We start from the raw sequence: 24,082 nt of genomic DNA, 5'->3' as shown, positions 1-24,082 counted from the left end.
GTCCGACATGGCGGACAACCTCGCGGCCATTCTTGGCATCGAGCTGTTGGTTGCAGCGCAGGGCATCGAGCTGCGTTCGCCGCATTTGACGAGCCCGGCGCTCGCGGCCGTCATTGCGGTCTTGCGCGAGCAGGTGCCAGCGCTCGGCGCCGATCGCTACATGGCCGATGACCTCGCAAAGGCAAGAACGCTGGTCGAGGAGGGGCAACTGCCGGCCGCTGCGATCGCCGTGCTCGCCAAAAACCCGTTTCCGACACTTGCCTGACGACGCCTGCCCGAAGGGTCCCCCTGATGAACCGACGATTCGATAACGACCGTTCGATCCGAGCCCCCCGCGGCACTGAGATCAGCGCCAGGAGCTGGCTGACGGAGGCGCCGCTCCGCATGCTGATGAACAATCTCGATCCTGATGTCGCCGAGCGGCCGAGCGAGCTCGTGGTGTATGGCGGCATTGGCCGCGCGGCGCGCGACTGGCAGAGTTTTGATCGCATCGTTGCGTCGCTCCGCAAGCTCGAAGGTGACCAGACGCTTCTGGTTCAATCGGGCAAGCCAGTTGGAATTTTTCGCACCCATGCGGATGCACCGCGCGTCCTGATCGCGAACTCAAATCTCGTGCCGCATTGGGCGACGCTCGATCATTTCAACGAGCTCGACCGGCAGGGCCTGATGATGTTCGGGCAGATGACGGCAGGATCCTGGATCTACATCGGCAGTCAGGGGATCGTGCAGGGGACCTATGAGACCTTCGTCGAAGTGGGACGGCGTCACTATGGCGGCAGTCTTGCGGGTAAATGGATTCTCACGGCGGGCCTTGGCGGCATGGGCGGTGCGCAGCCGCTCGCGGCGACAATGGCGGGGGCTTCGCTGCTCGCGGTGGAGTGCCAGCCGAGTCGGATCGAGATGCGGCTGCGCACTGGCTACCTCGACCGCCAAGCGAACTCGCTTGACGAGGCGCTCGCGATCATGGCGGCGAGCGCCGAGAGCAAGAAACCGGTGTCGGTCGGTCTGCTCGGCAACGCAGCCGAGATTTTTCCGGAGTTGGTGCGGCGCGGCGTGCGGCCCGACATCGTCACCGACCAGACCAGCGCGCACGACCCCATCAATGGCTACCTGCCGAAAGGATGGACGCTCGCCGAGTGGGAGGCGAGACGCGCCGCCGAGCCGAAGGCGGTCGAACGCGCCGCCAAGACGTCGATGGTTGATCACGTCCAGGCCATGCTGGATTTTCACGCATGGGGCGTTCCGACGCTCGACTATGGCAACAACATTCGCCAGATGGCCAAGGACATGGGGCTGCAAAACGCCTTCGATTTTCCCGGTTTCGTCCCAGCCTATATTCGCCCGCTGTTCTGCCGGGGTGTCGGACCGTTCCGCTGGGCGGCGCTATCGGGCGAGCCGGAGGACATTTTCCGCACGGACGCCAAGGTGAAGGAGCTGCTGCCGTACGACAAGCACCTTCACAATTGGCTCGACATGGCGAAACAGCGCATCAAGTTCCAGGGGCTCCCGGCACGGATCTGCTGGGTCGGTCTCGGCGATCGTCACCGGCTGGGCCTGGCCTTCAACGAGATGGTGGCACGCGGCGAGCTGAAGGCGCCGATCGTGATCGGCCGCGATCACCTGGACAGCGGCTCGGTTGCAAGTCCGAACCGCGAGACCGAGGCGATGCGCGACGGGTCCGACGCCGTGTCGGACTGGCCGCTCCTCAACGCGCTGCTCAATTGTGCGAGCGGGGCCACCTGGGTGTCACTGCATCACGGCGGCGGCGTCGGCATCGGCTACTCCCAGCATGCCGGGATGGTGATCGTCGCCGACGGAAGTTTGGAGGCCGCGCGCCGGCTCGAGCGCGTATTGTGGAATGATCCGGCGAGCGGCGTCATGCGTCACGCCGACGCCGGCTATGAAAGCGCCGTTGAATGCGCACGCAGGAGCGGGCTCGATCTGCCCGGTCTGGCGTCATAACCGGGAAGAGTTGTACCGCATTTTGGTGCGTACGCGTTCGTCATTTCCTCGAGACAGCGAGACAGGCCATGGTGAAGCCATTTCCATCGAAAACCCAGATCGGCAATCACACGCTGCATCCGGAAACGCTGATGCTGAACTATGGCTACGATCCGCAATTGTCGGAAGGCGCCGTCAAGCCCCCGGTGTTTCTGACCTCGACTTTCGTCTTCAGGACCGCCGAAGACGGCAAGGATTTTTTTGATTTTGTCTCCGGCCGGCGCGAGCCGCCGGAAGGCATGGGCGCTGGTCTCGTCTATTCGCGCTTCAATCATCCCAACAGCGAGATCGTCGAGGACAGGCTTTCGGTCTATGAGCGCGCGGAAAGCTGCGCGCTGTTTTCATCGGGCATGGCGGCGATTTCGACTGTTATCCTCGCCTTCGTGCGGCCGGGCGACGTCATCCTGCATTCGCAGCCGCTCTATGGCGGAACGGAAACCTTGCTGGCGAAGACGCTGGCGGGCCTGTCGATCGGTGCCGTCGGCTTCGCCGACGGTCTCGACGAAGCAGCCGTCCGGCAGGCGGCCGACGAGGCGATGGACAAGGGACGGGTTGCGATGATCCTGATCGAAACCCCCGCCAATCCCACCAACGGCCTGGTCGATATCGCGATGATCCGCCGCATCGCCGATGCGATTGGCAAGACGCAGGGGCATACGCCGATCATCGCATGTGACAATACCTTGCTCGGTCCGGTGTTTCAGCGGCCGATCGAGCACGGCGCGGATCTTTCGCTGTACTCGCTGACCAAATATGTCGGCGGGCATTCCGATCTGATTGCGGGCGCTGCGCTCGGCTCAAGGCCGCTCATGAAGGACGTCAAGGCGCTCCGGAGCGCCATCGGCACCCAGCTTGATCCGCATTCCTGCTGGATGCTCGGCCGCTCCCTGGAAACGCTGAGCCTGCGCATGGAGAGAGCCGACAGCAACGCGCGGCTCGTAGCGGACTATTTGCGTGATCATCCCAAGGTGGCCAGGGTTCATTACCTTGGGCATCATGCGGAGGCGTCTCCGGCCGGACGCCTGTTCGCGAAGCAATGCAGCGGGGCGGGCTCCACATTTTCGTTCGACATTGTGGGCGGCCAGCAGGCCGCAGCAAAATTCCTGAACGCACTGCAAATCTTCAAACTGGCGGTGAGCCTGGGCGGCACCGAGTCGCTTGCCAGCCTGCCGGCAACCATGACCCACTCCGGCGTCCCCGCTGACATGCGGGAAAGAATCGGCGTTCTCGAGTCCACAATTCGCTTGTCGATCGGTATCGAGCACCCGTCTGATCTCATTGCCGACATCGTGCAGGCCTTGAGCGGAGCATAGCGCAGTCGCTGATGGTTAATCCGACGGTTCGTGTGACTGCGATCAAGTTCGCCACGCCCTTGAGCTCGGCCGAAAAGCCGTGTAGCGTCGCTTGCCGCCGCAGAGACGAAGAGAAGAACGGTGCCATCGGCAAAATCCGCCTTGCCAGCTACTCGTTAATGATCCTGCATCGAGCAAATCATCAAAACAGATCGATAAGTCGCGTCCCTGCGAGCTCACACTGCGGACGCGACGGCTTCGGCAAAAAGTTGCAGGCCTGAACTGAGAGAGGCTGATGGGCAGGCATCAAGTCAACCGGCGGACACGATGAAGGTTTACAAGGCATCGATTGATTCGGACGAACTGAAGAAGCTGTCGGTCCTGCAGCCTCGGAGCACGATGGCGGCGATGGCGCTGGATTGGGCGCTGATCGCTGCGGTCATCGCTATCAGCAGCCATTTTGGCGGGGTCTGGCTGTATCTCCTGGCGGTCGCGGTCATTGCCGGGCGAATGCACGCTTTCGGTGTATTGATGCATGAGGCGGCGCATTTCCGCTTCCTCAAGGATCGACAAAGGGCCGACGTGATTGCCGATCTTTTCGTCGCCTGGCCGATTATGGCGACGGTTGAAGGTTATCGTCAGAACCATCTGGCGCATCACCAGCATACCAACACTGACCGGGATCCCGACTGGGTCGTCAAATTCGGCAAGGCCGCATACACCTTCCCCCAGGAGTTGTGGGTCTTGAGCTTGAACCTCCTCGGTTATCTGGTCGCGGTAAACTCGCTGCGTGATCTGGCCCATATCCTGCCCAGGCTTGCGCAGGCGGAGCAAACACGTCGCTACCGGCTGGCGCGTTTCGCCTACTATCTCCTTACCGCGACGCTCATGATGCTGCTCGGGGTCTGGAAAGGCTTTCTGCTCTACTGGATCGTGCCCTATCTGACGATGTTTCCCCTGTTCTTCTATGTGCGCGGTGTCGCCGAGCATTTCGGCAGCATGGACTATGACGACGAGCTCGGCAGTACGCGCACCGTCATCCCCTATTTCTGGGAGCGCTGGTTCTTCGCTCCTCACAACATCAACTATCACCTCGAGCATCATCTCTTTCCGGGCATCCCGTTCTATAATCTGCCAAAGCTCAGTGCGTCGCTGATGCGGGACGAGACCTACCGCGCCAACGCCCATATCACGCGCGGCTACTCGACGGGCGTGCTGCGGGAGTGTTTGGCAGCGGTCAGGCGGGACAAGCCGGGCCAACTCGTCCAGACTTAGACGAATTATGCAGGCGGCTGCGCCTCGCCCGGTCGGAGCCGACGCGACAGGGCAATTCGAATATTATAGACCCGATCCCGGAAATCGCGGGAACGCGTCGCGCGCAGCGATTGCGAGACCAACCCCGGTTGCAGCATCGCTGCCAAAATCCAGACGCTGCCCGGCGCATTCTTCGTCCTCGGCGGCGCGGCGCAGGCGCGTGACATCGCGCTGACGATTGCCTGCATCCGAGATGTTGCGAAGCGAAATGTCCTTTTGCTCGACGACGGTGCCGTGCCTTTGATAAGCTCGCGATCGTTGGGATATTTGCGCCAGGAGGCGCCCCGTCGCGCCCCGGCTCAGCACATCGTCCAACAGGGAGGGACATATGAGTGTTGACATGTGTCGGCGTGCGCTGCTGTCCGCTGGCTTCGCCGTTGCACTTTGCCTTTGCACGAGCGCTGCGATGGCGCAGGAAACCGACGATTGGATTGGAACCTGGAGCGCGAGCCCGCAACCGGTATGGGCGCCCGATTTTCTGGCGCCGCCAAAGGTTCCGCGCAATCTATGGAATCAGACGGTGCGCGAACTCGCGCATGTCTCGATCGGCGGATCGAAGATCCGCCTGCTCCTAAGCAATGAATACACCAACCATCCGATCACGCTCGGCTCGGTCCATGCGGCGATCTCGGACAAGGGCGCCGCCATCGTTCCCGCGTCCGATCGCGCCGTGACTTTCGGCGGCAAGCCGCAGATCACGATTCCCCCGGGCGCGCCGGTGCTGAGCGATCCGATCGATCTTGTCGTACCGCCCTTGTCCGAGGTGGCGGTGAGCATTTTCGTCCCCGAGGTGACGCCGATCGAAACCATGCATTGGGAAGGACGGCAGACCGCCTACATCGTCGCCGGCGACAAGGCCGCCGAGCAGGATATCAAGCCCGAGTCGACGATGACCGCAAAGGTATTCCTGAGCGAAATCTTCGTCGACGCACAACCGGGGGCGCGCGCCGTGGTGACGTTCGGCGATTCGATCACCGACGGCGACGGATCGACCGTCGACGCCAATGCCCGCTGGCCGGACAATCTCGCGAAGCGGCTGTCCGACCGCAAGATCGCGGTTCTGAACGAGGGAATTTCCGGCGCCAAGGTTCTTTCCGACCGGATGGGCGTAAACGCGCTGGCCCGTTTCGATCGTGACGTTCTCGATCAACCGCACGCTGACGTGGTCACGATGATGATGGGGATCAACGATATCGGCTGGCCTGACAGCGTGCTGGCGCCGGCGGACAAGATGCCGACCGCCGATCAGGTCATTGCCGGCCACCAGCAAATCATCGCCCGCGCCCATCTCCACCACCTGCGGATCATCGGCGCGACGCTGACGCCCTTCGAGGATACGTTCCACGGCACGCCACTGTTCGGTTATTACAGCGAGGAGAAGGAAAAGGTGCGCCAGGCGGTGAACAAGTGGATTCGCGAAAGCGGCGCGTATGACGCCGTGGCCGATTTCGACGCCGTCGTTCGCGATCCCGCCAATCCCAAGCACATCAAGGCGGAGTTCGATTCTGGCGACCACCTCCATCCGAACGACGCCGGCTATGTCGCCATGGCCGATTCGATCGACCTCGGCTCACTCCTCGGAAACAAGAAGTAAGGAGGCGCCGGCCTGCGACGGGCGGTGCTCGCCGGCATCTTGCTCAGTGCAGTCCGTCCCTCGCTTTTTTCACGAAGGCTTAGAGATCCAAGTCGAGCAGAATGGAGCTCAGCGCCTTGCCGTGAGCATCGAGCGCCAGCGATCTGGTCACGCCGCCGCCGAGTGCGCCCGTGATCACGAAGTTGAGCGCGCCGAGTTTCGGCAGTTCATAGCGGGTCACCTGGATTGGCGTGAGGCCCTCCAGTTGCGCCCGCACCCGCTCGGCCGTGACCAGCTCGCGGATGCGCGAAAAATCCTCCGGACGATAGGCAATGACGGAAATGTTCGAAGTGTTGCCCTTATCTCCGGTCCTTGAATGGGCGACGTCGCGCAGCTTCATGATGTCGTCTCCAGGATTTCGACGCGCGGGCGCGCCAGCTCGCGCGGAATGAGAACCGACACGACAGCGATGGCGTGCCGGGCCGTCTTCGATGCGCCGCCGCCACCGGCCGGTCCGTTGGTATAGAGGGTCTCCACTTCGTTGCCGACGCGCAGCGCCTCGGCCTTTGTCTGCGCGCGTCCGGCGATCCGGATTCTCACCTCCGGCGGCTGCGCTTGCGATGCGCCGGGATAGAGGGAATTGAGCCCGATCAGGTCGGCGCGGACTTCACTCAAATTGACTCCCGTGATCGCCAGCCGCTCGCGTACGATCTCGATCGCCAGGCGTCCACGCGCGACAGCGCCCGGCCCGGCATAGGAGATCTCGCCCTCGCCGATCCAGCCGTCGAGATAACCTACGGAGACCTTTAGGGCTCCGTTGTGCCGGCGACCGCGGCCACCCAAAATCCGCACCCGGTCGGGCGCGATCTCCTCGACCGAGGCATCGCTGAAGTCGGCCGTGAGGTCTGGCTGAAAATACGCCGCGGGGTCGTGGATCTCGTAGAGAAGCTGCTCCTTGCAGGTGGCGGCGGTGACTGCGCCGCCGGTGCCTGGGAGCTTGGTGATGACAGCCTCGCCATCGGCACGGACTTCGGCGATCGGAAAGCCGAGCCGGGCCAGGTTTGACACATCCTTCCTGCCGGGGTCGGCGAAATAGCCGCCGGTCACCTGGCCGGCGCATTCGAGGAGATGGCCGATGAGCGTGCCCTGGCCGAGCCGGGCCCAATCATCAAAGGCCCAGCCGAACTCATGGATCATCGGCGCGAGGAACAGCGCAGGGTCGGCAACGCGGCCGGTAATGACGACATCGGCCCCTGCTGCCAGGGCTTCGACGATGGGTGCAGCACCGAGATAGGCATTCGCGGAAAGCAGCCGATCGCCGAGTTCCGAGATGCGCCCACCGGCTTCTTCGATCGGCCAGTTGCCGGATGTGACGACGTGGAGCACGTCGTCGCCCGTCACGGCCGCCACCTTCAACGCGAGGCCGAACTCCCTGGCGATGCTGCCGATGCGGCGGGCCGCGGCGAGCGGATTGGCCGCGCCCATGTTGGAAATGATGCGGGTGCGGTTGCGGGATGCGACCGGCAGCACCGCGCGGATGCGCTCATCCAGCAGCGGATCGTAACCGGCATCGGGATCGGCTTGGCGTGCACCCTGGGCGAGCGCGATGGTGCGCTCGGCGAGGCACTCGAAAACCAGATAATCAAGCTCGCCCGACACGGCGAGGTCGACCGCCGGTTCGATGCGATCGCCGGAATAGCCCGCTCCTGCTCCGAGCCTGACGCTTCGCATGCCCTGGTCCGTGCCCTGTCCGGACTTCGATGATCCAGTCTCGGGCGCAATAAACACCCGGCCAATCAATTAGCACAACGAATTTGTCGGATTGCAGTGATAAAACCTGGTTATGGACGTCTCGCTTCGTCAGATCAGGGCCCGTCTCAACGTCGCCCGCACGCTGAGCTTCACGCGCGCAGCCGCCGAGACCAACCTGTCGCAGCCCGCAGTCACCGTGCAGATCCGCACGCTGGAACAACAGTTCGGCATCAAGCTGTTCGACCGCAGCAGCCGCTCCGTTGCGTTGACCCGCTTGGACCGCGTCACGTCCTGGTCATGAAATCCATCAGTCCGAGCCACAAAAGTATCCCGAGCCAGAACAACCCGGCGCCCGCGAAGACCAGTGTAAGGCCGCTCCGATGTCGCAGTTCCATGAAGATGGCCGCGACGAGACCCGCCTTGATTGTGCCGATGCTCAGGGCCACGATGGCATTGCCAGCCCCGAGCGGCACGTAGGCGAGCGTCACGGTCAAGGCCAGCAACGCCAGCAGGCCAAGCCAGGCTCCGACGAGGGGAAGTGGTGGCCGCCGCTCTGTCATGAGGATGACCGCCCCGGCAGATAGATCAGCGCAAACAGGAATATCCAGACCACATCGACGAAGTGCCAGTACAGCGCCGCGCTATGCAGCGCCGTGTGATGACGCGCCGTCGGCGCCTTCCGGCAAATGGCCGCAAGCGTCGTCAGCAGGCAGATCCCGATCAGCATGTGCAGGGCATGGATCGCGGTTGCGACGAAGTAGAAGATGAAGAAAAGCTGCACGCCGTTGGCCAGCGGTCCGGCGAACTGGAAGTCGACGCCGGGGACAAGGTGCTCGTCATACTCCTTGCTGTACTCGATCCCCTTGAGCACGATGAAGAAAAGACCAAGACAGGCCGCACCCGTGAGCAGCCATGCGCTCAGCCTGGCGGTGTCAGGCGAGAAAACCTCGACCGCCCACGCGACCAGGAAGCTCGAGGTCAGCAGAACGGCCGTATTGGTCGTTCCGATTACGATATCGGTGTGCCGGCTGCCCTCGGCGAAGCCTTGCAGAAAGGCGTGCCGATAAACGAAATAAGCGAGGATCAGGCCGCCGAACAGCAGGACCTCGGTGGCGATGAACACCCACATGCCGAGCTCGGCGGTGTTGTCGCGATGAGGCACCGAAGCATATTGAGGTGCGAAGGCCGCCCGTTCAGGCATTTTGCGGCTCCGCCTGAAAATTCCGGTTATATTGATACGGCTTGCGGGTCACCACGGGCTGTGTCGCAAAGTTGTGTTCCGGCGGCGGCGACGATGTCTGCCATTCGAGCCCGGGAGCGTCCCAGGGATTGGCCGGTGCGCGGGGCCCGAAGAACGCAGAGTAGCCGAGATAGAACAGCGGCATCAGATAGGCGAGGGCGAGGATCGCGGCGCCGCCCGATGACAGCACGTTCCAGACCTGAAATTCCGGCGGATAGATGTGATAGCGCCGCGGCATTCCTTCAGCGCCGAGAATGAATTGCGGGAAGAAGGTGAGGTTAAATCCGAAGAAGATCAGGACCGCCGCGGCGCGCGCCCAATGTTCCGAATAGAGCCGGCCGGTGATCTTCGGCCACCAATAGTGCAGGCCGCCGAAATAGGCCGTCACCATGCCGCCGACCATGATGTAGTGGAAATGCGCCACGACGAAATAGGTGTCGGTCGCGTGCACATCATAGGCGAGGCAAGCCAGGAAAAGGCCGGTGAGACCCCCGATCGTGAACAGGCCGATGAATCCCAGCGCATAGAGCATGGGCGCATCGAAGCGCAGCAGGCCCTTGTGCAGCGTGGCCGTCCAATTGAAGACCTTGATGGCCGAGGGTACCGCGACGATGAAGCTCATGAAGGAGAAGACGAGGCTTGCGACCAGCGATTGGCCGCTGACGAACATGTGATGTCCCCACACCAGGAAGCCGACCGCTGCGATGGCGAGGCTTGCCCAGGCGACAAACTTGTAGCCGAACACCTCCTTTCGCGAGAAGCAGGAGATAAGCTCGTTGATCACGCCCATGCCCGGCAGGATCATGATGTACACCGCGGGATGCGAGTAGAACCAGAACAGGTGCTGGAACAGGAGCGGATCGCCGCCAATCCGCGGATCGAAAATGCCGACGCCGAAGAAGCGTTCGGTCGCGATCAGGAGCAGCGTGATCGCGAGCACCGGTGTCGCCAGCACCAGGATGACGGATGTCGCGTAGAGCGACCACAGGAACAACGGGAGCCGGTACCAGGTCAGTCCGGGGGCGCGCAGCCGGTGAATGCTGACGATGAAGTTCAAGCCGGTCAGGATCGACGAGAAGCCGGCAATGAAGACACCCGCAGCGGCGAGGATCACATAGCTGTTGGAATAGAGCGTCGAAAACGGCGTGTAGAAGGTCCAGCCGGTGTCGATGCCGCCGGCAAATATCGCAAACAGCGTGGTGCAGCCGCCGAGCATGAAGATGTACCAGCTCATCAGATTGAGCCTTGGGAAAGCGAGGTCGCGCGCTCCGATCATCAGCGGGACGACGAAATTACCGAGCGTGTTGGGAATCGACGGGATCAGAAAGAACCACACCATGATGATGCCGTGCATGGTGAACAGGCGGTTGTAGGTGTCCGAGCTGACGAGATCTCCTTGGGGCGTGGCGAGCTCGATCCGGATGACGGTGGCCGCTGCGCCGCCGATGAAGAAAAAGAAGATCAGGCTCGCAAAATACAGGATCGCGATCCGCTTGTGGTCCGTTGTCAAGAACCAGGATCTTAGCGTGTAATCGGTGGTGAGATAATTTGTCTCGCTCATGATGATCGTCCTGCGAGCGATTTGATGTACATGACAAGCCGCAAGAGCTGGTCTTCGCTCACCTTGCCCTCGAACGAGGGCATCAGCGGCTCGTAACTTGCGACGATCTGGCTGCGCGGCAGCAGGATGGAATCGCGGATATACTTGTCGTCCGCGATCACGGTGCTGCCGTCTGAAAGAGGCACTGGCCTGCCGTAAACGCCTTCGAGCGGCGGCGCGCGCACCTTGCTGCCGTTGCCATGGCAGCCGCTGCAGCCGAGCTCGCGAAACAGTGCGCCGCCTTCGGCCGCAAGCGGACTTGAAGGCGCCTGCTGCGCGAGCCAGTTGGAAAAGTCGGCCGGCTCCATCGCCACGATCTCGCCGATCATGCCCGAGTGGTCGGTGCCGCAATATTCGGCGCAGAACAGGTGATATTGGCCCGGCCTGTCCACCTCGATCTCGAGGTCCTGATAGCGGCCGGGCACGACATCGTGCTTCAGCCGCAGGGCTGGGATGAAGAAGCTGTGAATGACGTCCTGCGAGGCCATGACCAGGCGAACGGGGCGCTTGACCGGCACGTGCAGGGCGTTGATCTCGGCCTGGCCGCCGGGATGCTGCGTCTTCCACATCCACTGCTTCGCGACGACGAAGACGTCGAGCTCGTCCGCCGGGGTCTTGTACATCTCGAAATACACGCTCGCGCCCCAGACGAAGAGGCCGAGAAAGCCGACCAGCGACGCGGCGGTCCACCCGACCTCCCAGTGCCAGCTCTTGGCTACGCGGTGCTCGCGGTCGGTCTGGTTGCCCGAGCGATAGCGCACGCAAAACAGCGTCAGCAGAAAGAACAGCAGCCCGAGCACCACTGCGCTCGCGATCAACAGACCCGCGAATAGCAGGTCGACATCGCCGCTTTGCGGAGACAGTCCGGGTTGCCAGAATGGGATCCACTGCCGCCACATCTAGGGCAACCTCGATCGGAGCGCTCGGCGTGAGTTCATGAAGACGGCCACCCGGGCAAGCCCTTGCGCAGGAGCAGGTCGACTGCGCGGTCGATCGGGACACGGACGATCCCGCGATTGCGATCGGTCCAGCCGTAGCTGCGGTCAGACTGCGCGTTGTCGCGTCGCGAGGCCTCAAGGGTGTCGCGAGGAGCGACCTCGAGCGGCGGAGCATTTGAACTCAGGGCAGGACGGGTCGCGGGCGTCACATGCTTCTTCGATAGCGGAAACATCAGCGGCAGCGCCAGCGGTGTGACTACGACGAAGGTCGCAAGACCTGCCGCAAGCCACCCGGCGAGGCGGATTCCGACGTCCGACCGCTCGTAGTCGAAGCGCTTGCTCTCCGCCATGCTGCTGCCCTCGATCGCGGCAAGACAATGCCGGATCGGAGCTTGTGTTCCTACATAGGAACCAATGGGCAATGGTCAGGATTGTCGACCCGACAGCTCGCCATCGGGTCACAGCGAGAATGGTCCAGATATTCTCTTCTGTGGCGGACACCTGGTTACGCCTGTTTCTGATCGGCGGCCTGGCGCTGGCCGGCGGCGGCACTGTCGCAGCCGTGGGTTTTGCGCATTCGGCGTACATGACGGACACCGACATCCGTCCGCACCAGCCTGTCCCTTTCAGTCACCGTCACCACGCGGGGGAACTTGGGATCGACTGTCGCTATTGCCACAACGATGTTGAGACCGGGCCGCAAGCCGGCCTGCCACCGACCGAGACCTGCATGACCTGCCACTCGGAAATCTGGATCAACGCGGCGATGCTTGAACCGGTGCGGCGAAGCCTTGCCGATAACACGCCGATTCAGTGGACGCGCGTCGCAAAACTTCCCGATTACGTCTTCTTCCGCCATGACATCCATATCGCTAAGGGTGTCGGCTGCGAAACCTGCCACGGCCGCATTGATCGGATGGCGCTGACCTACCGCGCCAAAGCGTTCACGATGGAGTTTTGCATCGATTGCCACCGTGATCCAGCGCCTCATCTGCGACCGCAGGACCACATCACCGATATGGCCTGGGAGCCGCCTGCGGATGCGCGCAAGGAAGGCGAGGCGATCGCTGCGCATGAAGGCATTCGCCAGGGCGAGCTCACCTATTGCTACGTGTGTCACCGATGAGACGCCGGACCGGCCCTCAAGCCCGGCCGGCGGGCGGGCAGACGTTGTGGGCGGGCATCGAAGAGCTCTCGGATGATCCGCGATTCCAGGCCTACATCGAAGCAGAATATCCTGCGGTCCAACAGTTCTCCAGGACAGCGCGCCGGGAATTCCTGAAACTGATGGGCGCCTCCTTCGCTCTGGCGGGACTGACAGGGTGCGAGAAGAGCTCGTTCGTGGGGGCGCTTCCCTATGTCGACCAGCCCGCAAGCGAGACCATCGGCCTGCCGCGCTACTACGCGACCGCGGTCCTGCTCGACGGTTATGCACAGCCCGTGATCGCCACGACCCATGCGGGGCGCCCGACGAAGCTGGACGGCAATCCGGCTCACCCGACCACGCAAGGCCGCAGCGATGTCTTCCTGCAGAGCGCGGTGCTGCAACTCTATGATCCCGATCGCGCGGCTGCACCGAGCCGGCATGGCGATCCGGTGAGCTGGGCCGATGTGGAAGTGGCAGTCGGGACGTTGCGCGAGGGCTGGCGAGCGGATCAGGGCGAGGGCGTGCGGCTGCTGCTCGGGCCTAGCACATCGCCGACGCTGCAACGGCAGATCGATGCATTTCTGAAGCAATTTCCCAAGGCGCGCGTCCACCTGCATGCGCCCGCCGGCCTGGATAAGAGGCGGCAGATCATGGCCGCGGTGTATGGGCAGGCGATGGAGCAGCATCTTGTGCTCGGCGAGTGCGATGTCATTGTCAGCCTGGACGATGATTTTCTGGGGCCGGGGCCCGACCAGTTGCGCAATGCGCTGGGTTGGTCGCAATCGCGCCGGCGGTCTTCGGATCGGCCAGGCAATCAGTTGTTCATGGCGGAGAGCGTGCCGTCGGCAACGGGCGCGTTAGCAGGTCAGCGGCTGATCGCTGACGCGAGGCGCATGCCGGCGCTCGCGGAGGCGCTTGCAAACGCCCTCGGCGTCGCCGGCGCATCCCGGCCAGAGGTCACGGACGCTGAAGGCCGGTGGATCGCGCGCGCCGCGGCGGCCTGCAAGGGGCGGCCGGGCCGGTCGCTGATTGCTTCGGGGCTGAGCGGAGGGGGAGCCGCCGCCCTTTGGGTTGCCAAAATCAATCAACAGCTCGGCAACGTCGGCCAGACGCTGAAGCTGACTGCGCCGATCTCCGGCCCCGCCGGCGCGGGAACGCTGGCCGAATTGGTTTCCGACATCAATGCCGGGCGCGTGCATTCGCTGGTCGTATTCGACTGCAATCCCGCCTACAGCGCGCCGGGGGAGCTCGACGTCCGCGATGCCATCAAGCGCGTTCGTTCCTCGGTGCATCTCGGCCTGCAACGCGATGAGACCGGCGCGCTCTGCGAATGGCAGCTTCCCCTCGCGCATGCACTGGAGAGCTGGAGCGATGCGTACGCCGTCGATGGCACCGCGACCATCCTTCAGCCGGTGATTGCTCCGTTTGACAACGTGAAAACGCAGCACCAGATCCTGGCGATGCTGCTCGGGGACATCAATCCGGCCGCGGATGTCGCTGTCCGCGAGACCTGGCAGGCGAGTTTCGGCGACGCATTCGAGGCCCACTGGAAGCAGGCGCTGCATGATGGCTTCGTCGAGGGCGCAGCGCCTTTCATCACGGCCTCGCCCGTAAGCAGCACGATCGCGCCGCCAAACACCGCCGGCGACCTCGACATCGTGTTTCGGCCGGACCCGACTGTCTGGGACGGCCAGTTCGCCAATGTCGGCTGGCTTCAGGAACTCCCAAAGCCGCTGACGACTGTCACCTGGAGCAATGTAATCGCCGTGAGTCCAACGCTGGCCAAGCGCATCATGGCGGTCAATGGCGACCATGTCGAGGTCACCGTTGGAGAACGTCGCGTGAGCGGACCGCTCTGGATCATGCCGGGCCAGGCCGACAATACGGTCGCGCTCTATCTCGGTTACGGAAGAACCCGGGCCGGGCGGGTCGGCAACAGCCTCGGTTACGATGCCTATCACGTGCAGCCCGGCACCGAGCCATGGCTGACACAAGGCAGCCTGCGCAAGCTCGGGACCACGGAAGATCTTCCGGTGACTCAGCTGCATCATCGCATGGAGGGATTTGATCTGGCCCGCGAGGTCAAGCCGGGCCAGGTCGAGCCGTCATCGCCCGAACAGGCCAGCCTCTACCCCGCCTGGACGTCGTCGAGGAACGCCTGGGGGATGGTCATCGACCTCGATAGCTGCATCGGCTGCAACGCCTGCGTAGCGGCTTGCACGGCCGAGAACAATGTTCCCGTGGTGGGACCGGAGCAGGTCAAAGCCGGCCGTGAAATGCATTGGCTGCGTATCGCCCGCTACTACACTGGCGATATCGCAGCACCGCGCAGCTTCTTCCAGCCGGTGCCCTGCATGCATTGCGAGGACGCGCCCTGCGAGATGGGCTGCCCTGTGCATGCAACCACGCACAGCCCCGAAGGCGTGAACCAGATGGTCTATAACCGCTGCATCGGGACACGGACCTGCTCGAGTTATTGTCCCTACAAGGTGCGGCGTTTCAATTTCTTCGATTACCGCCTGCCTGCCGATTCATCCGAGCATGCTGCTCACAATCCTGACGTGACCGTTCGCTCGCGCGGCGTCATGGAGAAATGCACCTATTGCACGCAGCGTATCGAAGCAGCGCATGTCGCCGCGGACAAGGAAAACCGTCCGCTGCGCGACGGCGAGGTGATCACCGCCTGCCAGCAGGCCTGTCCCACCAGGGCGATCGTGTTCGGCGATATCAACGATCCGGGCTCGGAGGTCTCGCGGTTGAAGCGCGACGGCCGTCACTATGTGCTGCTCGAGGAATTGGGGACGCGTCCGCGCACGACCTATCTGGCGCGCTGGCGTGACGAGGAGAAAGGATCAGGCCAGGGATGAGCGATCGATCCGACATCCTGCCGACACGCCAGAGCATGGGCGGCATCACCGACCAGCTCACCGGGATCCCCTTGCATTTTCCGGTGGAGCGGCGCTGGCTGATCGCGATGCTGTTCGCCAGCGCGCTGCTTCTGCTGCTGATGGTCTCGGTGGTCGAACTGTTCACCCGCGGCGTCGGCATCTGGGGGATCAACATCCCCGTGAACTGGGCCTTCGCCATTCACAATTACGTCTGGTGGCTCGGCATCGGGCATGCCGGCACGCTGATCTCGGCGCTCCTGCTGCTGACGGGCAGCCAGTGGCGCAACTCGCTCAACCGCTTCGCCGAGACAATGACGCTGTTCGCCGTGGTCTGCGCCGGAATTTATCCGGTCCTGCATCTCGGCCGGCCCTGGTACGTCTACTGGATGTTTCCCTATCCGGCCAGCATGGGGGTGTGGCCGCAATTCCGCAGTCCGCTCGAATGGGACATCTGGGCGGTGCTGACCTATCTCACGGTCTCGCTGGCATTCTGGTACACCGGCCTGATCCCCGATCTCGCCGCCGCACGCGACCGGGCAACGCGTCGCGGATGGCAGATCTTCTTCGGCATCACGGCGCTCGGATGGCGCGGCTCGACCACGCATTGGCTGCGTTGGTCGCAGGCGTACAGGCTGACGGCCGGGCTCGCGGTGCCGCTGGTCGTATCCGTTCACAGCGAGGTGTCGCTGCTGTTCGCCGCGGGACAGATTCCGGGCTGGCACTCGACGATTTTTCCGCCTTACTTCGTGCTGGGAGCCGCGTTCTCCGGCTTTGCCGTGGTCTCCATCATCGCCGTCGCACTGCGCTCATGGTTCGGGCTCCAGAACCTCGTGACCGAAGATCATCTCGATCTGCTCGGCAAAGTCCTGCTCGCCACCGGCCTGATGACGGCCTACGGCTACGTCTTCGAAGTGTTCGATGCGCTCTATTCGGGAGAGGAGCATGAGCTTCAAACGCTGGCGGATCGTTTTGCCGGCGCCTATGCCTGGACTTATTGGGGCGCGGTTATCTTCAACTTCATTCCGCTGCAGGCGCTGTGGTGGCGCCTTGTGCGGCGAAGCGGATGGATGTTGCTGCTTATCTCCGTGTCGGTCGCGATCGGAATGTGGCTCGAGCGCTATATGATCCTGGTCACCAGCCTCTATCGCGATTTTCTGGTCTCGTCGTGGCGCCAGTTCACGCCGAGTTTCTGGGACTGGTCGACCTATTTCGGCACGATCGGACTCTTCCTGGTGCCGTTCCTCATCGCTATCAGGCTCATTCCCATGATCTCGATCTTCGAGACCAAAGAGCTTCTCCACGAGGAGAAAGCGGAGGAGCAGCATGGCTGACGAACTCTACGGCGCACTGGCGGAATTCAGGAATCCGGAGGACCTGATGGCGGCCGCACGGAAGGCGAGGCAAGCGGGCTATCGCGATCTCGATGCCTTTACGCCGTTTCCGATCGAGGGACTGGACCGCATCCTGCGACTTCCGCGCCCCACAATCTCCGTCGTCGGCCTCGCGGGAGCCATCGCCGGCGCGGGGACCGCGCTCATGATGCAGGTCTATGTGAACTACGACTACCCGCTCAATGTCGGCGGCCGGCCGATCTACGCGATATCGGCCTTCGCGGTTGTGACGTTCGAGCTCACAATCCTGTTCTCCGCGCTCGCCATGCTGGTCGGAATGTTGTGGCAGAACGGGCTGCCCCGGCTCAACTATCCGGTCTTCAACGCCGAACGATTTCATCGTGCGAGCAAGGACCGGTTCTTCCTCTGTGTGAACGCCAAGGATGCGAAGTTCGAGGCGGGCAAGACCCTGGCGTTCCTGAGCGAGGCGGGCGCGTTATCGGTGGAGCTTGTCCCGGGATGAGCCGGCTGCCGCTCATTGTTGCCCTTGCCGGTCTGCTCGCCGCCTGCGACCAGAACATGGACGTGCAGCCGCGCTATAGCGAATATTCGCGGGCGCCGCTGTTTCGTGGCAGCGTGCTGCGCCGGCCGCCGGCAAACACGGTTGCTCGTGATGATCTCGAACGGGAGAAGGCCGCCAGCACTAAGCCGGCGCTCTCGGCTGAACTGCTGGCCCGGGGGCGGGCGCGTTTCGGTATTTTCTGCTCGCCGTGCCACGGCGCCGGGGGCGATGGCAACGGCGTCATCGTGCAGCGCGGCATGCCGCGTCCGACGAGCTATCACGACGATCGGCTGCTCGCTGCCGATGATCAGCATTTCTTCGATGTGATCACCAACGGCTATGGCGCGATGTACTCCTATGCCGCGCGTGTGCCGCCGCGGGATCGCTGGGCGATAACAGCCTATATCCGCGCGCTTCAGCTCAGCCGCCATGCCTCGCTCGACGATGTGCCGCCGGACGAGCGCGCCAGGCTCGAGAGCTCGCCATGAGAGTTCGTGCGGGCGCAAGAAGCGGGGTGGCGGTGGGGTTGGGCCTGGTCCTGATCGCCGGCTTTGTGGTCGACGGGCGGTCGACCATCGCGGCCTATCTCGTCGCCTGGATCGCCTGGAGCGCAATTCCGATCGGCGCATTGATCCTCTTCATGACCAGCTATCTGGTGCGGCGGCGCTGGACCGAGGCGTTGCATCCGGTCTTCGTGGCTGCGACCGGAACTTTGCCCGTCGTGGCGCTGATGCTCATTCCCGTCCTTCTCTTCATGAAGGAGATCTATCCGGCCCTCGCCGATGCGGCCTCGTTGCCCCCGTTCAAGGCGCGATGGTTCGTAGTCTGGTTTTTCGTGTTGCGGACCGTGTTCTACTTCGCGGTCTGGATCGCTCTCGCCGAATGGCTCCGGCGCGCCTGGCGCAATGATGAGGCGATGGTGCGTGCCGCATCGACCGGAGCTATCCTGTGGGCCCTGACCGTGTCGTTCGCGGGGATCGATTGGATGGAGCAGCTCGAGCCTGAGTTTCACTCCTCGATCTATGGCCTGCTTTATCTCAGCTTCGCGCTGACGAACGGAACAGCTTTCGTCATTGCTGCCGGACTGCTGTCACCGCGCCAGATTGGGCGCAGCCGCGGCTACAGCGGCCTGCTGCTCTCGGTGCTGCTGCTCTGGTGCTATCTCCACGCCATGCAGTATATCGTCATCTGGTCGGGAAATATCCCCAAGGAAGTCGCCTGGTATCTTATGCGATCCGAAAACGGCTGGCAGCTCGTACTGGCAGCCCTGGCGTTCGCGCAATTCGTGGTCCCATTCTGTGCGATGCTGAGTGCCAGGGTGCGATCGGATCCGCATTGGCTGCTGGCCCTCTGCGGACTGACGCTAGCGATGCGCTGGCTCGAATCCGCAATCCTCATCCTGCCGGCAATTCAGGGTCTTTCCGTCGCGATGACTGTGGCCATGTTGATTGCCGCGACGTTCTTTCTAGGCATGGTCTTGTGGTTGACGTTTGATGCGGTCCTTGTCAGGGAGGCGCAGGATGGGGCGCCGGGCGCCGCTATCTGGCCGCGAACTCGCGGCGAACGAGAAGCCCGATCAGCAGGCCAAGGATCATGACGCTGATGGACGCGGCAGCGAGCAGCAGCCGGCGCGCCGCGAGCGTGTAAGTGCCGCTCGCGGGATCGAAGCCGTAGCAGAGAAGATGGACCTGGTCGGTCCAACGCCCGATACGTCCCTGGCCGGCTTCGACCAGGGCGAGACGCAGACTTGTGGCATCCACCGCCAGTGCGGAGAGTGCGCGCGAAATCCGCCCGTCGGGCGTCACCACGAAAGCGGCAGCCGGATGGGCAAATTGATCGTGTTCGCGATCGTAGATCGCCCGCACCCCGAACGCCTCGGTCAGAAAGCCGATATTCGCGGCGGTAGCCTGCAGAAAGAAGCTCTGCTCGGGCAAGCCGGCTCGTGTGCTGAGCTGAGCAGTCTTCATCGCGAGCGCCTGCGCGACGCTGTCCTTTGGGTCGAAACCGACAACGATCAGCCGAAAGTCCGGACCCGCTCTCAGCCCCGTATCGGCCAGGGCGCTCGACACGATCGATATCGCCGGCCCGCAAAGCGTTTCGCACGTGTAGTCGGCGAGGATCCAGACGGTGGGCACGCCTCCAAGCCAGCTTTGGAGTGGGGCGGTGCCGCCGCGCAGCTCATCCATGCGGATCTGCAGCGGCAATTGGGCATTCAGGTGTGGCGTGAGAGTAGCCTCTTCCAGTTGTTTTCCGGCGATGGCGGCTTGCGCGGCGCAGGGCATAGCGACAAGTACGGCGATGGCAAACATCCAGTTTGCGATTGGCGTGCCGATCCGGCTCGCGAAGATGTCGATCGAGTGTTGGACTGCCAATAAGATGCCTCTGGGCTTGGGATCGTCGAGGGTGTCGGCCGATCGACACCTGCGAACTTCCGTGGTTCACCTCAATTTCGATGTGACGACATTGTTCCCAAAATTTTGCTGCGTAGTCGGAGGCTGCTGGCCTGAATTGAGTCACGCAAGATGCGCTCGCCGTCAGCCCCGGCGAGCAGGATGTGCTGGCTTGCGGTGCATCCTCACCGGTTGTTGCACTCTCGATTGCGACCGGTGTATTGAAGCGATCGCTTTGGGGTTTCCCGCACGCCGGTGCGGGAGGCGCTACGCCAACTCGTGGTCAGCGGTCTGGTGGAAGCGCGGGTGCGCGGTGGTCGTTGTGCGGATGACACCCGAGCGTATCATGAACCTGACCGCATGATCCATCAAGGAGACACGCGCCATGCGCATGATCACGCTCGCCGCCGCCCAGATGGGACCGATCCAGCGCGCCGAGGAGCGCGAGATCGTCGTCAGGCGCATGCTGGCGCTGATGGATGAGGCGAAGGGGAAGGGCTGCGACCTCATCGTCTATCCGGAGCTGGCGCTGACCACCTTCTTCCCGCGCTGGTATATGACGGATCCGACCGAGGTCGATCGATGGTTCGAGCGGGAGATGCCGAACGATGCCGTGCGGCCGCTGTTCGAGCGGGCCGCGAGTTACCGGATGGCGATGAGCTTTGGCTATGCCGAGCTCACGCCCGACGGTCATCATTACAACACCGCCATTCTCACCGATCGAAGCGGCAAGATCATCGGCAAATACCGCAAGGTTCATCTGCCGGGGCATTCCGAGTTCGATCCGGAGCGCACGCATCAGCATCTCGAAAAGCGTTATTTCGAGCCGGGCGATCTCGGCTTTCCGGTCTGGCGCGAACTCGGCGGCATCATCGGCATGGCCGTCTGCAATGACCGGCGCTGGCCCGAAACCTATCGCGTGATGGGCCTGCAGGGCGTCGAAATGGTGCTGATCGGCTACAATACCCCATCGGTGAATGCGCAGAAGGGCGCCGAGGGACCGGAGAAGCGTCTGTTCCACAACCGCCTCTCGGTGCAGGCCGGCGCCTACCAGAACGCCTGCTGGGTGGTGGCCGTGGCCAAGGCCGGCAACGAGGACGGCTTTCCGATGATCGGCGGCAGCATGATCGTCAATCCGGATGGCGAGATCGTCGCCGAGGCGAAAACCGAGGACGACGAACTGCTGATCCACGCCTGCGACCTCGACGACACCCTGTTCGGCAAGCAGACGATTTTTGATTTCGCGCGTCACCGGCGCATTGAGCATTACGGGCTGATCACCAGCCGTACCGGGGCCATCCCGCCACCCTAGGCCATCAAGAGCAAAGAAATTCAGCCTCACTGTCCTGCGAATTGCACCGCGCCGATCGCCATGGTGACGGCGGCCTGAGTCGGATCGATGACGGGGATGCCGAGCGCATCCTCAAGGGGCTTGCGGTGGCGTGCCATGCCGGCGCAGCCCATCACGACGGCGCCCGCCCCATCCTCCTCCTTCAGTGCGCGGCCGACCGCGATCATTTTGGACAACGTATGCTCGCCCGAGGCCGTTTCGGCGACGCTCATGTCTAGCGGGCGTTCGGCGGCGAGGCGGTCCATCAGCCCCATCTGGCGCAGGTAGCGCAGATGTCTGCGGATCGAGCGCTGCGCGATCGCGATGACGCCAAAGGTCTCGGCGCGGGTGAGCGCAGTGAGCACGCCGCATTCGGCAATGCCGAGCACGGGCCGTGTGGTCGCCTCGCGGCAGACATGCAGGCCAGGGTCGCTGTAGCAGGCGATCACGAAGGCCGCGGACATGTTGTCGCTCTCGACGCGGCGGCGCAGCGGCATGGTCACGCTCTCGGCATCGGCCTGGCTCTCGATGCCGAACGGCCCCTCGGTCAGCGTCTCGCAGACGATTTTTGGGCCGTCGGCAAACATCAACGGCCTCAAAGCCGCAGCAACGCCAGCGGTCACCACGGTATTGGAGTTCGGATTGATGACGAGGATGCGCGGCGGCGACATGAAAGTTCCTGCTCGAGTCGATTGACGGCATGAAATGCAGGCCACCACTATGCCATGGCTGGCCGATGTCGTCATGCCCGCCGCCGGCAAGTTGCACTGCCATGCAGAATGATACGGAGATGATCATGACCGAACCCGCCTATGATCTGATTATCCGGGGAGGGCGCGTCGCTACCGCGACCGATGTGTTCGAGGCCGACATCGCCATCGCGGGCGAAACCGTTGCGGCGGTCGGCCGCGGGCTAGGGCCGGCCAAACGCGAGCTCGACGCGCGAGAAAAGCTCGTGCTGCCCGGCGGCGTCGATAGCCACTGCCACATCGAGCAGCTCTCCGCCGCCGGCATCATGAATGCCGACAGTTTTGAGAGCGCGACCACATCTGCCGCCTTCGGCGGAACCACGACCGTGATCTCATTCGCCGCCCAGCATGTCGGCATGCACCTGCGAGAGGTGCTGGACGACTATCATGCGCTGGCGCGCAAGGGTGCGGTCATCGACTATGCCTTCCACATGATCATCGCCGATCCGACCAGGCAGACGCTGGAGCAGGACCTGCCGGCGCTGATCAGGCAGGGCCATGGCTCGATCAAGATTTTCATGACCTATGATCGCCTGAAGATCGACGACGAGCCGCTGCTCGATATTTTGGTGGCGGCGCGCGAGGGCGGCGCCATGCTGTGCGCGCATGCCGAGAATCACGGCATCATCTCCTGGATGGTGAAGCGGCTGCTCGCGCGTGGTTATTCGGACCCGAAATATCATGCCATCAGTCACGCGCGGTTCTCCGAAGCCGAGGCGTTCAACAGATTGATTGGAATGGCGGCACTGGTCGATCAGCCGATCATGATCTTCCATGTTTCGACCGCGGAGGGCGCCAAGGTGATCCGCGATGCGCGTGGACAGGGGCTGAAGGTGTTTGCCGAGACCTGTCCGCAATATCTGTTCCTGACCGCCGATGACCTCGACCGGCCGGGCGTCGAGGGCGCGAAGTGGATGTGCAGCCCGCCGCCGCGCCGCGGCGCCGATCAGGACGCGTTGTGGACCGCGCTCTCGCTCGGCGACCTGCAGACGATCTCGTCCGATCACGCGCCCTACCGGTTTGACGAAACCGGCAAGCTCCGCGCCGGCCCGGCGCCGAACTTCAAGCAGGTGGCCAATGGCCTGCCGGGGCTCGAGACGCGGTTGCCGCTGTTGTTCGACGCCATGGTCTCGGAGGGCCGGCTGGGCCTGGAGAAATTCGTCGAACTGACATCCACTGCGCCGGCAAAAATCTACAATCTGCATCCGCGCAAGGGCTCGATCGCGATCGGCGCCGATGCCGATATTGCGATCTGGGACCCGAAGCGCCGCGTCACGATCGCCGACGATGCCATGCATGACCGCGCGGGCTACACGCCCTATGCCGGCCGTACCGTGCGGGGCTGGCCGATCACCGTGCTGTCGCGCGGGCGGGTCATTGTCGACGATGGAAAGCTTTTGGCATCTCCAGGTTCAGGCCGTTTCCTTGCCCGCAGCGGCGGCGAGGCCGCCAAGCCGACAGGGCGGCTCGTCGCCGACATGAATCCGGAGACGAATTTCGGCGCGAAGCTGCTATGAGCAGATGCCGCGCTCGGGTTTGACGGTATCTGCGGACGGATTAATCTACCGCGCCTGCTTCACGCGTTAGAGCGTTTTCGAGCGGAGTGGGCACCGGTTCGCGTGAGGAAAAACGCGTCAAGACGGAAATCCAGAGCCTTTCTTCCGATTCAATCGGAGCGGAAAAGGCTCTAGTTGACGTCTTTGCCACTAAGTTGCCGCGCGAATCAGCGTTGTTCGATCACCTTTTATTTTGGGGAGATTATCGACGTGGCGATGGGAACGGTGAAGTGGTTCAATTCAACCAAGGGCTATGGCTTTATCAAACCGGACGCCGGGGGCCCGGACGTGTTTGTCCATATTTCCTCTGTCGAGAAGGCCGGATACACCGGTCTCGCAGAAGGCGTGCGGATCAGCTACGAGCTGGTGCCAGATCGCGCTCGCAGGGTTTCAGCGGAGAATTTGCGGCTAGGCTGAGG

Annotated in this window: 24 protein-coding genes and 2 pseudogenes; 16 read left to right on the top strand and 10 right to left on the bottom strand. The window is 63.0% G+C overall.

Annotated elements, in window-relative coordinates; all coding sequences use genetic code 11:
• The 4 genes and pseudogenes from JOZ76_RS24545 to JOZ76_RS24530 form a co-directional block, all read left to right on the top strand.
• Positions 1-265, top strand: a pseudogene (locus JOZ76_RS24545) (histidine ammonia-lyase); the annotation flags it as partial.
• Between the two features lie 26 nt (positions 266-291).
• Positions 292-1,962 carry a urocanate hydratase gene (hutU, locus tag JOZ76_RS24540; protein ID WP_291702924.1) on the top strand — a complete coding sequence of 557 codons (1,671 nt, stop codon included), beginning with the start codon at positions 292-294 and terminating at the stop codon, positions 1,960-1,962.
• 68 nt (positions 1,963-2,030) lie between these two features.
• Positions 2,031-3,314: a cystathionine gamma-synthase family protein gene (locus tag JOZ76_RS24535; protein WP_291702922.1), complete on the top strand. Its 1,284-nt coding sequence runs from the start codon at positions 2,031-2,033 to the stop codon at positions 3,312-3,314.
• A gap of 306 nt (positions 3,315-3,620) precedes the next feature.
• A complete protein-coding gene (locus JOZ76_RS24530) occupies positions 3,621-4,568 on the top strand; it encodes a fatty acid desaturase family protein (protein ID WP_291702921.1) in 948 nt (315 codons plus the stop codon).
• A gap of 63 nt (positions 4,569-4,631) precedes the next feature.
• On the opposite strand, the gene JOZ76_RS24525 is transcribed toward JOZ76_RS24530, so the two are convergent.
• Positions 4,632-4,922 (bottom strand): hypothetical protein, encoded by a 291-nt coding sequence (locus JOZ76_RS24525; RefSeq protein WP_291702919.1) that lies wholly within the window; start codon positions 4,920-4,922, stop codon positions 4,632-4,634.
• A 91-nt stretch (positions 4,923-5,013) separates the two neighbouring features.
• On the opposite strand from JOZ76_RS24525, the gene JOZ76_RS24520 reads away from it, so the two are divergent.
• Complete coding sequence (locus JOZ76_RS24520; RefSeq protein ID WP_291702917.1) at positions 5,014-6,201, top strand: SGNH/GDSL hydrolase family protein; 1,188 nt, start codon at positions 5,014-5,016, stop codon at positions 6,199-6,201.
• Positions 6,202-6,280: 79 nt separating this feature from the next.
• Here JOZ76_RS24520 and JOZ76_RS24515 read toward each other — a convergent pair whose 3' ends face one another.
• Complete coding sequence (locus tag JOZ76_RS24515) at positions 6,281-6,580, bottom strand: AtuA-related protein (protein WP_291702912.1); 300 nt, start codon at positions 6,578-6,580, stop codon at positions 6,281-6,283.
• Positions 6,577-7,911 carry an acyclic terpene utilization AtuA family protein gene (locus JOZ76_RS24510; protein ID WP_291702910.1) on the bottom strand — a complete coding sequence of 445 codons (1,335 nt, stop codon included), beginning with the start codon at positions 7,909-7,911 and terminating at the stop codon, positions 6,577-6,579. Before JOZ76_RS24510 ends, JOZ76_RS24515 begins: the two co-directional genes overlap by 4 nt.
• A gap of 112 nt (positions 7,912-8,023) precedes the next feature.
• Here JOZ76_RS24510 and JOZ76_RS24505 point away from each other — a divergent pair, with 112 nt between their 5' ends.
• Complete coding sequence (locus JOZ76_RS24505; RefSeq protein WP_291702908.1) at positions 8,024-8,233, top strand: LysR family transcriptional regulator; 210 nt, start codon at positions 8,024-8,026, stop codon at positions 8,231-8,233.
• Here JOZ76_RS24505 and JOZ76_RS24500 read toward each other — a convergent pair.
• Genes JOZ76_RS24500 through JOZ76_RS24480 form a run of 5 tightly spaced genes read right to left on the bottom strand, consistent with a single transcriptional unit; the run spans position 8,217 to position 12,060 of the window.
• Positions 8,217-8,492 carry a cytochrome C oxidase subunit IV family protein gene (locus tag JOZ76_RS24500; RefSeq protein ID WP_291702906.1) on the bottom strand — a complete coding sequence of 92 codons (276 nt, stop codon included), beginning with the start codon at positions 8,490-8,492 and terminating at the stop codon, positions 8,217-8,219. The genes JOZ76_RS24505 and JOZ76_RS24500 overlap by 17 nt on opposite strands.
• On the bottom strand, positions 8,489-9,133 hold the full coding sequence (locus JOZ76_RS24495; protein WP_291702904.1) for a cytochrome c oxidase subunit 3: 645 nt from the start codon (positions 9,131-9,133) through the stop codon (positions 8,489-8,491). Before JOZ76_RS24495 ends, JOZ76_RS24500 begins: the two co-directional genes overlap by 4 nt.
• Positions 9,126-10,733 (bottom strand): cytochrome c oxidase subunit I, encoded by a 1,608-nt coding sequence (gene ctaD / locus JOZ76_RS24490; RefSeq protein WP_291702903.1) that lies wholly within the window; start codon positions 10,731-10,733, stop codon positions 9,126-9,128. The genes JOZ76_RS24495 and ctaD overlap by 8 nt, the downstream gene beginning before the upstream one ends.
• Positions 10,730-11,671, bottom strand: a complete 942-nt coding sequence (gene coxB / locus JOZ76_RS24485) for a cytochrome c oxidase subunit II (protein WP_291702896.1) — start codon at positions 11,669-11,671, stop codon at positions 10,730-10,732. The genes ctaD and coxB overlap by 4 nt, the downstream gene beginning before the upstream one ends.
• A gap of 35 nt (positions 11,672-11,706) precedes the next feature.
• Positions 11,707-12,060, bottom strand: a complete 354-nt coding sequence (locus tag JOZ76_RS24480) for a hypothetical protein (protein WP_291702894.1) — start codon at positions 12,058-12,060, stop codon at positions 11,707-11,709.
• Between the two features lie 119 nt (positions 12,061-12,179).
• On the opposite strand from JOZ76_RS24480, the gene JOZ76_RS24475 reads away from it, so the two are divergent.
• The 6 genes from JOZ76_RS24475 to JOZ76_RS24450 are packed head-to-tail and all read left to right on the top strand — an operon-like array spanning position 12,180 to position 19,235.
• Positions 12,180-12,836, top strand: coding sequence for a cytochrome c3 family protein (locus JOZ76_RS24475; RefSeq protein WP_291702892.1), 657 nt, complete (start codon positions 12,180-12,182; stop codon positions 12,834-12,836).
• Positions 12,833-15,724: a TAT-variant-translocated molybdopterin oxidoreductase gene (locus JOZ76_RS24470; RefSeq protein WP_291702889.1), complete on the top strand. Its 2,892-nt coding sequence runs from the start codon at positions 12,833-12,835 to the stop codon at positions 15,722-15,724. Before JOZ76_RS24475 ends, JOZ76_RS24470 begins: the two co-directional genes overlap by 4 nt.
• A complete protein-coding gene (gene nrfD / locus JOZ76_RS24465) occupies positions 15,721-17,076 on the top strand; it encodes an NrfD/PsrC family molybdoenzyme membrane anchor subunit (protein ID WP_291702887.1) in 1,356 nt (451 codons plus the stop codon). The genes JOZ76_RS24470 and nrfD overlap by 4 nt, the downstream gene beginning before the upstream one ends.
• Positions 17,069-17,599: a DUF3341 domain-containing protein gene (locus JOZ76_RS24460; protein WP_291702885.1), complete on the top strand. Its 531-nt coding sequence runs from the start codon at positions 17,069-17,071 to the stop codon at positions 17,597-17,599. Before nrfD ends, JOZ76_RS24460 begins: the two co-directional genes overlap by 8 nt.
• Positions 17,596-18,126 (top strand): c-type cytochrome, encoded by a 531-nt coding sequence (locus JOZ76_RS24455; RefSeq protein ID WP_291702883.1) that lies wholly within the window; start codon positions 17,596-17,598, stop codon positions 18,124-18,126. Before JOZ76_RS24460 ends, JOZ76_RS24455 begins: the two co-directional genes overlap by 4 nt.
• On the top strand, positions 18,123-19,235 hold the full coding sequence (locus JOZ76_RS24450; RefSeq protein ID WP_291702876.1) for a hypothetical protein: 1,113 nt from the start codon (positions 18,123-18,125) through the stop codon (positions 19,233-19,235). The genes JOZ76_RS24455 and JOZ76_RS24450 overlap by 4 nt, the downstream gene beginning before the upstream one ends.
• On the opposite strand, the gene JOZ76_RS24445 is transcribed toward JOZ76_RS24450, so the two are convergent.
• Positions 19,177-19,947: an SCO family protein gene (locus JOZ76_RS24445; RefSeq protein ID WP_291702874.1), complete on the bottom strand. Its 771-nt coding sequence runs from the start codon at positions 19,945-19,947 to the stop codon at positions 19,177-19,179. The genes JOZ76_RS24450 and JOZ76_RS24445 overlap by 59 nt on opposite strands.
• Before the next feature lie 306 nt (positions 19,948-20,253).
• Here JOZ76_RS24445 and JOZ76_RS38605 point away from each other — a divergent pair.
• Together JOZ76_RS38605 and JOZ76_RS24435 are read left to right on the top strand one after the other, a co-directional pair.
• Positions 20,254-20,383: pseudogene (locus JOZ76_RS38605) on the top strand (GntR family transcriptional regulator); the annotation flags it as partial.
• A gap of 30 nt (positions 20,384-20,413) precedes the next feature.
• Positions 20,414-21,340 carry an N-carbamoyl-D-amino-acid hydrolase gene (locus JOZ76_RS24435; RefSeq protein WP_291702872.1) on the top strand — a complete coding sequence of 309 codons (927 nt, stop codon included), beginning with the start codon at positions 20,414-20,416 and terminating at the stop codon, positions 21,338-21,340.
• 26 nt (positions 21,341-21,366) lie between these two features.
• Here JOZ76_RS24435 and JOZ76_RS24430 read toward each other — a convergent pair whose 3' ends face one another.
• Positions 21,367-22,029, bottom strand: a complete 663-nt coding sequence (locus JOZ76_RS24430; protein WP_291702870.1) for an aspartate/glutamate racemase family protein — start codon at positions 22,027-22,029, stop codon at positions 21,367-21,369.
• A gap of 125 nt (positions 22,030-22,154) precedes the next feature.
• Here JOZ76_RS24430 and hydA point away from each other — a divergent pair, with 125 nt between their 5' ends.
• Positions 22,155-23,624, top strand: a complete 1,470-nt coding sequence (gene hydA, locus JOZ76_RS24425) for a dihydropyrimidinase (protein WP_291702868.1) — start codon at positions 22,155-22,157, stop codon at positions 23,622-23,624.
• 249 nt (positions 23,625-23,873) lie between these two features.
• On the top strand, positions 23,874-24,080 hold the full coding sequence (locus tag JOZ76_RS24420; RefSeq protein WP_291702861.1) for a cold-shock protein: 207 nt from the start codon (positions 23,874-23,876) through the stop codon (positions 24,078-24,080).
• Positions 24,081-24,082 lie beyond the last annotated feature (2 nt).

Origin of the sequence: Bradyrhizobium sp. (assembly GCF_019244115.1) — a bacterium.
Classification (GTDB): Bacteria; Pseudomonadota; Alphaproteobacteria; order Rhizobiales; family Xanthobacteraceae; genus Bradyrhizobium.
Note: the sequence above shows the minus strand (reverse complement) of the source record. Positions and strands in the feature narration are given on the sequence as shown.

Coding starts and splice junctions, on each gene's coding strand:
- JOZ76_RS24530 (WP_291702921.1), top strand. CDS start 3,621: ATGAAGGTTTACAAGGCATCGATTGATTCGGACGAACTGAAGAAGCTG.
- JOZ76_RS24470 (WP_291702889.1), top strand. CDS start 12,833: ATGAGACGCCGGACCGGCCCTCAAGCCCGGCCGGCGGGCGGGCAGACG.
- JOZ76_RS24445 (WP_291702874.1), bottom strand. CDS start 19,947: ATGTTTGCCATCGCCGTACTTGTCGCTATGCCCTGCGCCGCGCAAGCC.
- JOZ76_RS24520 (WP_291702917.1), top strand. CDS start 5,014: ATGGCGCAGGAAACCGACGATTGGATTGGAACCTGGAGCGCGAGCCCG.
- JOZ76_RS24435 (WP_291702872.1), top strand. CDS start 20,414: ATGCGCATGATCACGCTCGCCGCCGCCCAGATGGGACCGATCCAGCGC.
- JOZ76_RS24535 (WP_291702922.1), top strand. CDS start 2,031: ATGGTGAAGCCATTTCCATCGAAAACCCAGATCGGCAATCACACGCTG.
- coxB (WP_291702896.1), bottom strand. CDS start 11,671: ATGTGGCGGCAGTGGATCCCATTCTGGCAACCCGGACTGTCTCCGCAA.
- JOZ76_RS24480 (WP_291702894.1), bottom strand. CDS start 12,060: ATGGCGGAGAGCAAGCGCTTCGACTACGAGCGGTCGGACGTCGGAATC.
- hydA (WP_291702868.1), top strand. CDS start 22,155: ATGACCGAACCCGCCTATGATCTGATTATCCGGGGAGGGCGCGTCGCT.
- nrfD (WP_291702887.1), top strand. CDS start 15,721: ATGAGCGATCGATCCGACATCCTGCCGACACGCCAGAGCATGGGCGGC.
- JOZ76_RS24495 (WP_291702904.1), bottom strand. CDS start 9,133: ATGCCTGAACGGGCGGCCTTCGCACCTCAATATGCTTCGGTGCCTCAT.
- JOZ76_RS24505 (WP_291702908.1), top strand. CDS start 8,024: ATGGACGTCTCGCTTCGTCAGATCAGGGCCCGTCTCAACGTCGCCCGC.
- JOZ76_RS24510 (WP_291702910.1), bottom strand. CDS start 7,911: ATGCGAAGCGTCAGGCTCGGAGCAGGAGCGGGCTATTCCGGCGATCGC.
- JOZ76_RS24475 (WP_291702892.1), top strand. CDS start 12,180: ATGGTCCAGATATTCTCTTCTGTGGCGGACACCTGGTTACGCCTGTTT.
- JOZ76_RS24500 (WP_291702906.1), bottom strand. CDS start 8,492: ATGACAGAGCGGCGGCCACCACTTCCCCTCGTCGGAGCCTGGCTTGGC.
- hutU (WP_291702924.1), top strand. CDS start 292: ATGAACCGACGATTCGATAACGACCGTTCGATCCGAGCCCCCCGCGGC.
- JOZ76_RS24460 (WP_291702885.1), top strand. CDS start 17,069: ATGGCTGACGAACTCTACGGCGCACTGGCGGAATTCAGGAATCCGGAG.
- JOZ76_RS24515 (WP_291702912.1), bottom strand. CDS start 6,580: ATGAAGCTGCGCGACGTCGCCCATTCAAGGACCGGAGATAAGGGCAAC.
- JOZ76_RS24455 (WP_291702883.1), top strand. CDS start 17,596: ATGAGCCGGCTGCCGCTCATTGTTGCCCTTGCCGGTCTGCTCGCCGCC.
- JOZ76_RS24430 (WP_291702870.1), bottom strand. CDS start 22,029: ATGTCGCCGCCGCGCATCCTCGTCATCAATCCGAACTCCAATACCGTG.
- JOZ76_RS24450 (WP_291702876.1), top strand. CDS start 18,123: ATGAGAGTTCGTGCGGGCGCAAGAAGCGGGGTGGCGGTGGGGTTGGGC.
- ctaD (WP_291702903.1), bottom strand. CDS start 10,733: ATGAGCGAGACAAATTATCTCACCACCGATTACACGCTAAGATCCTGG.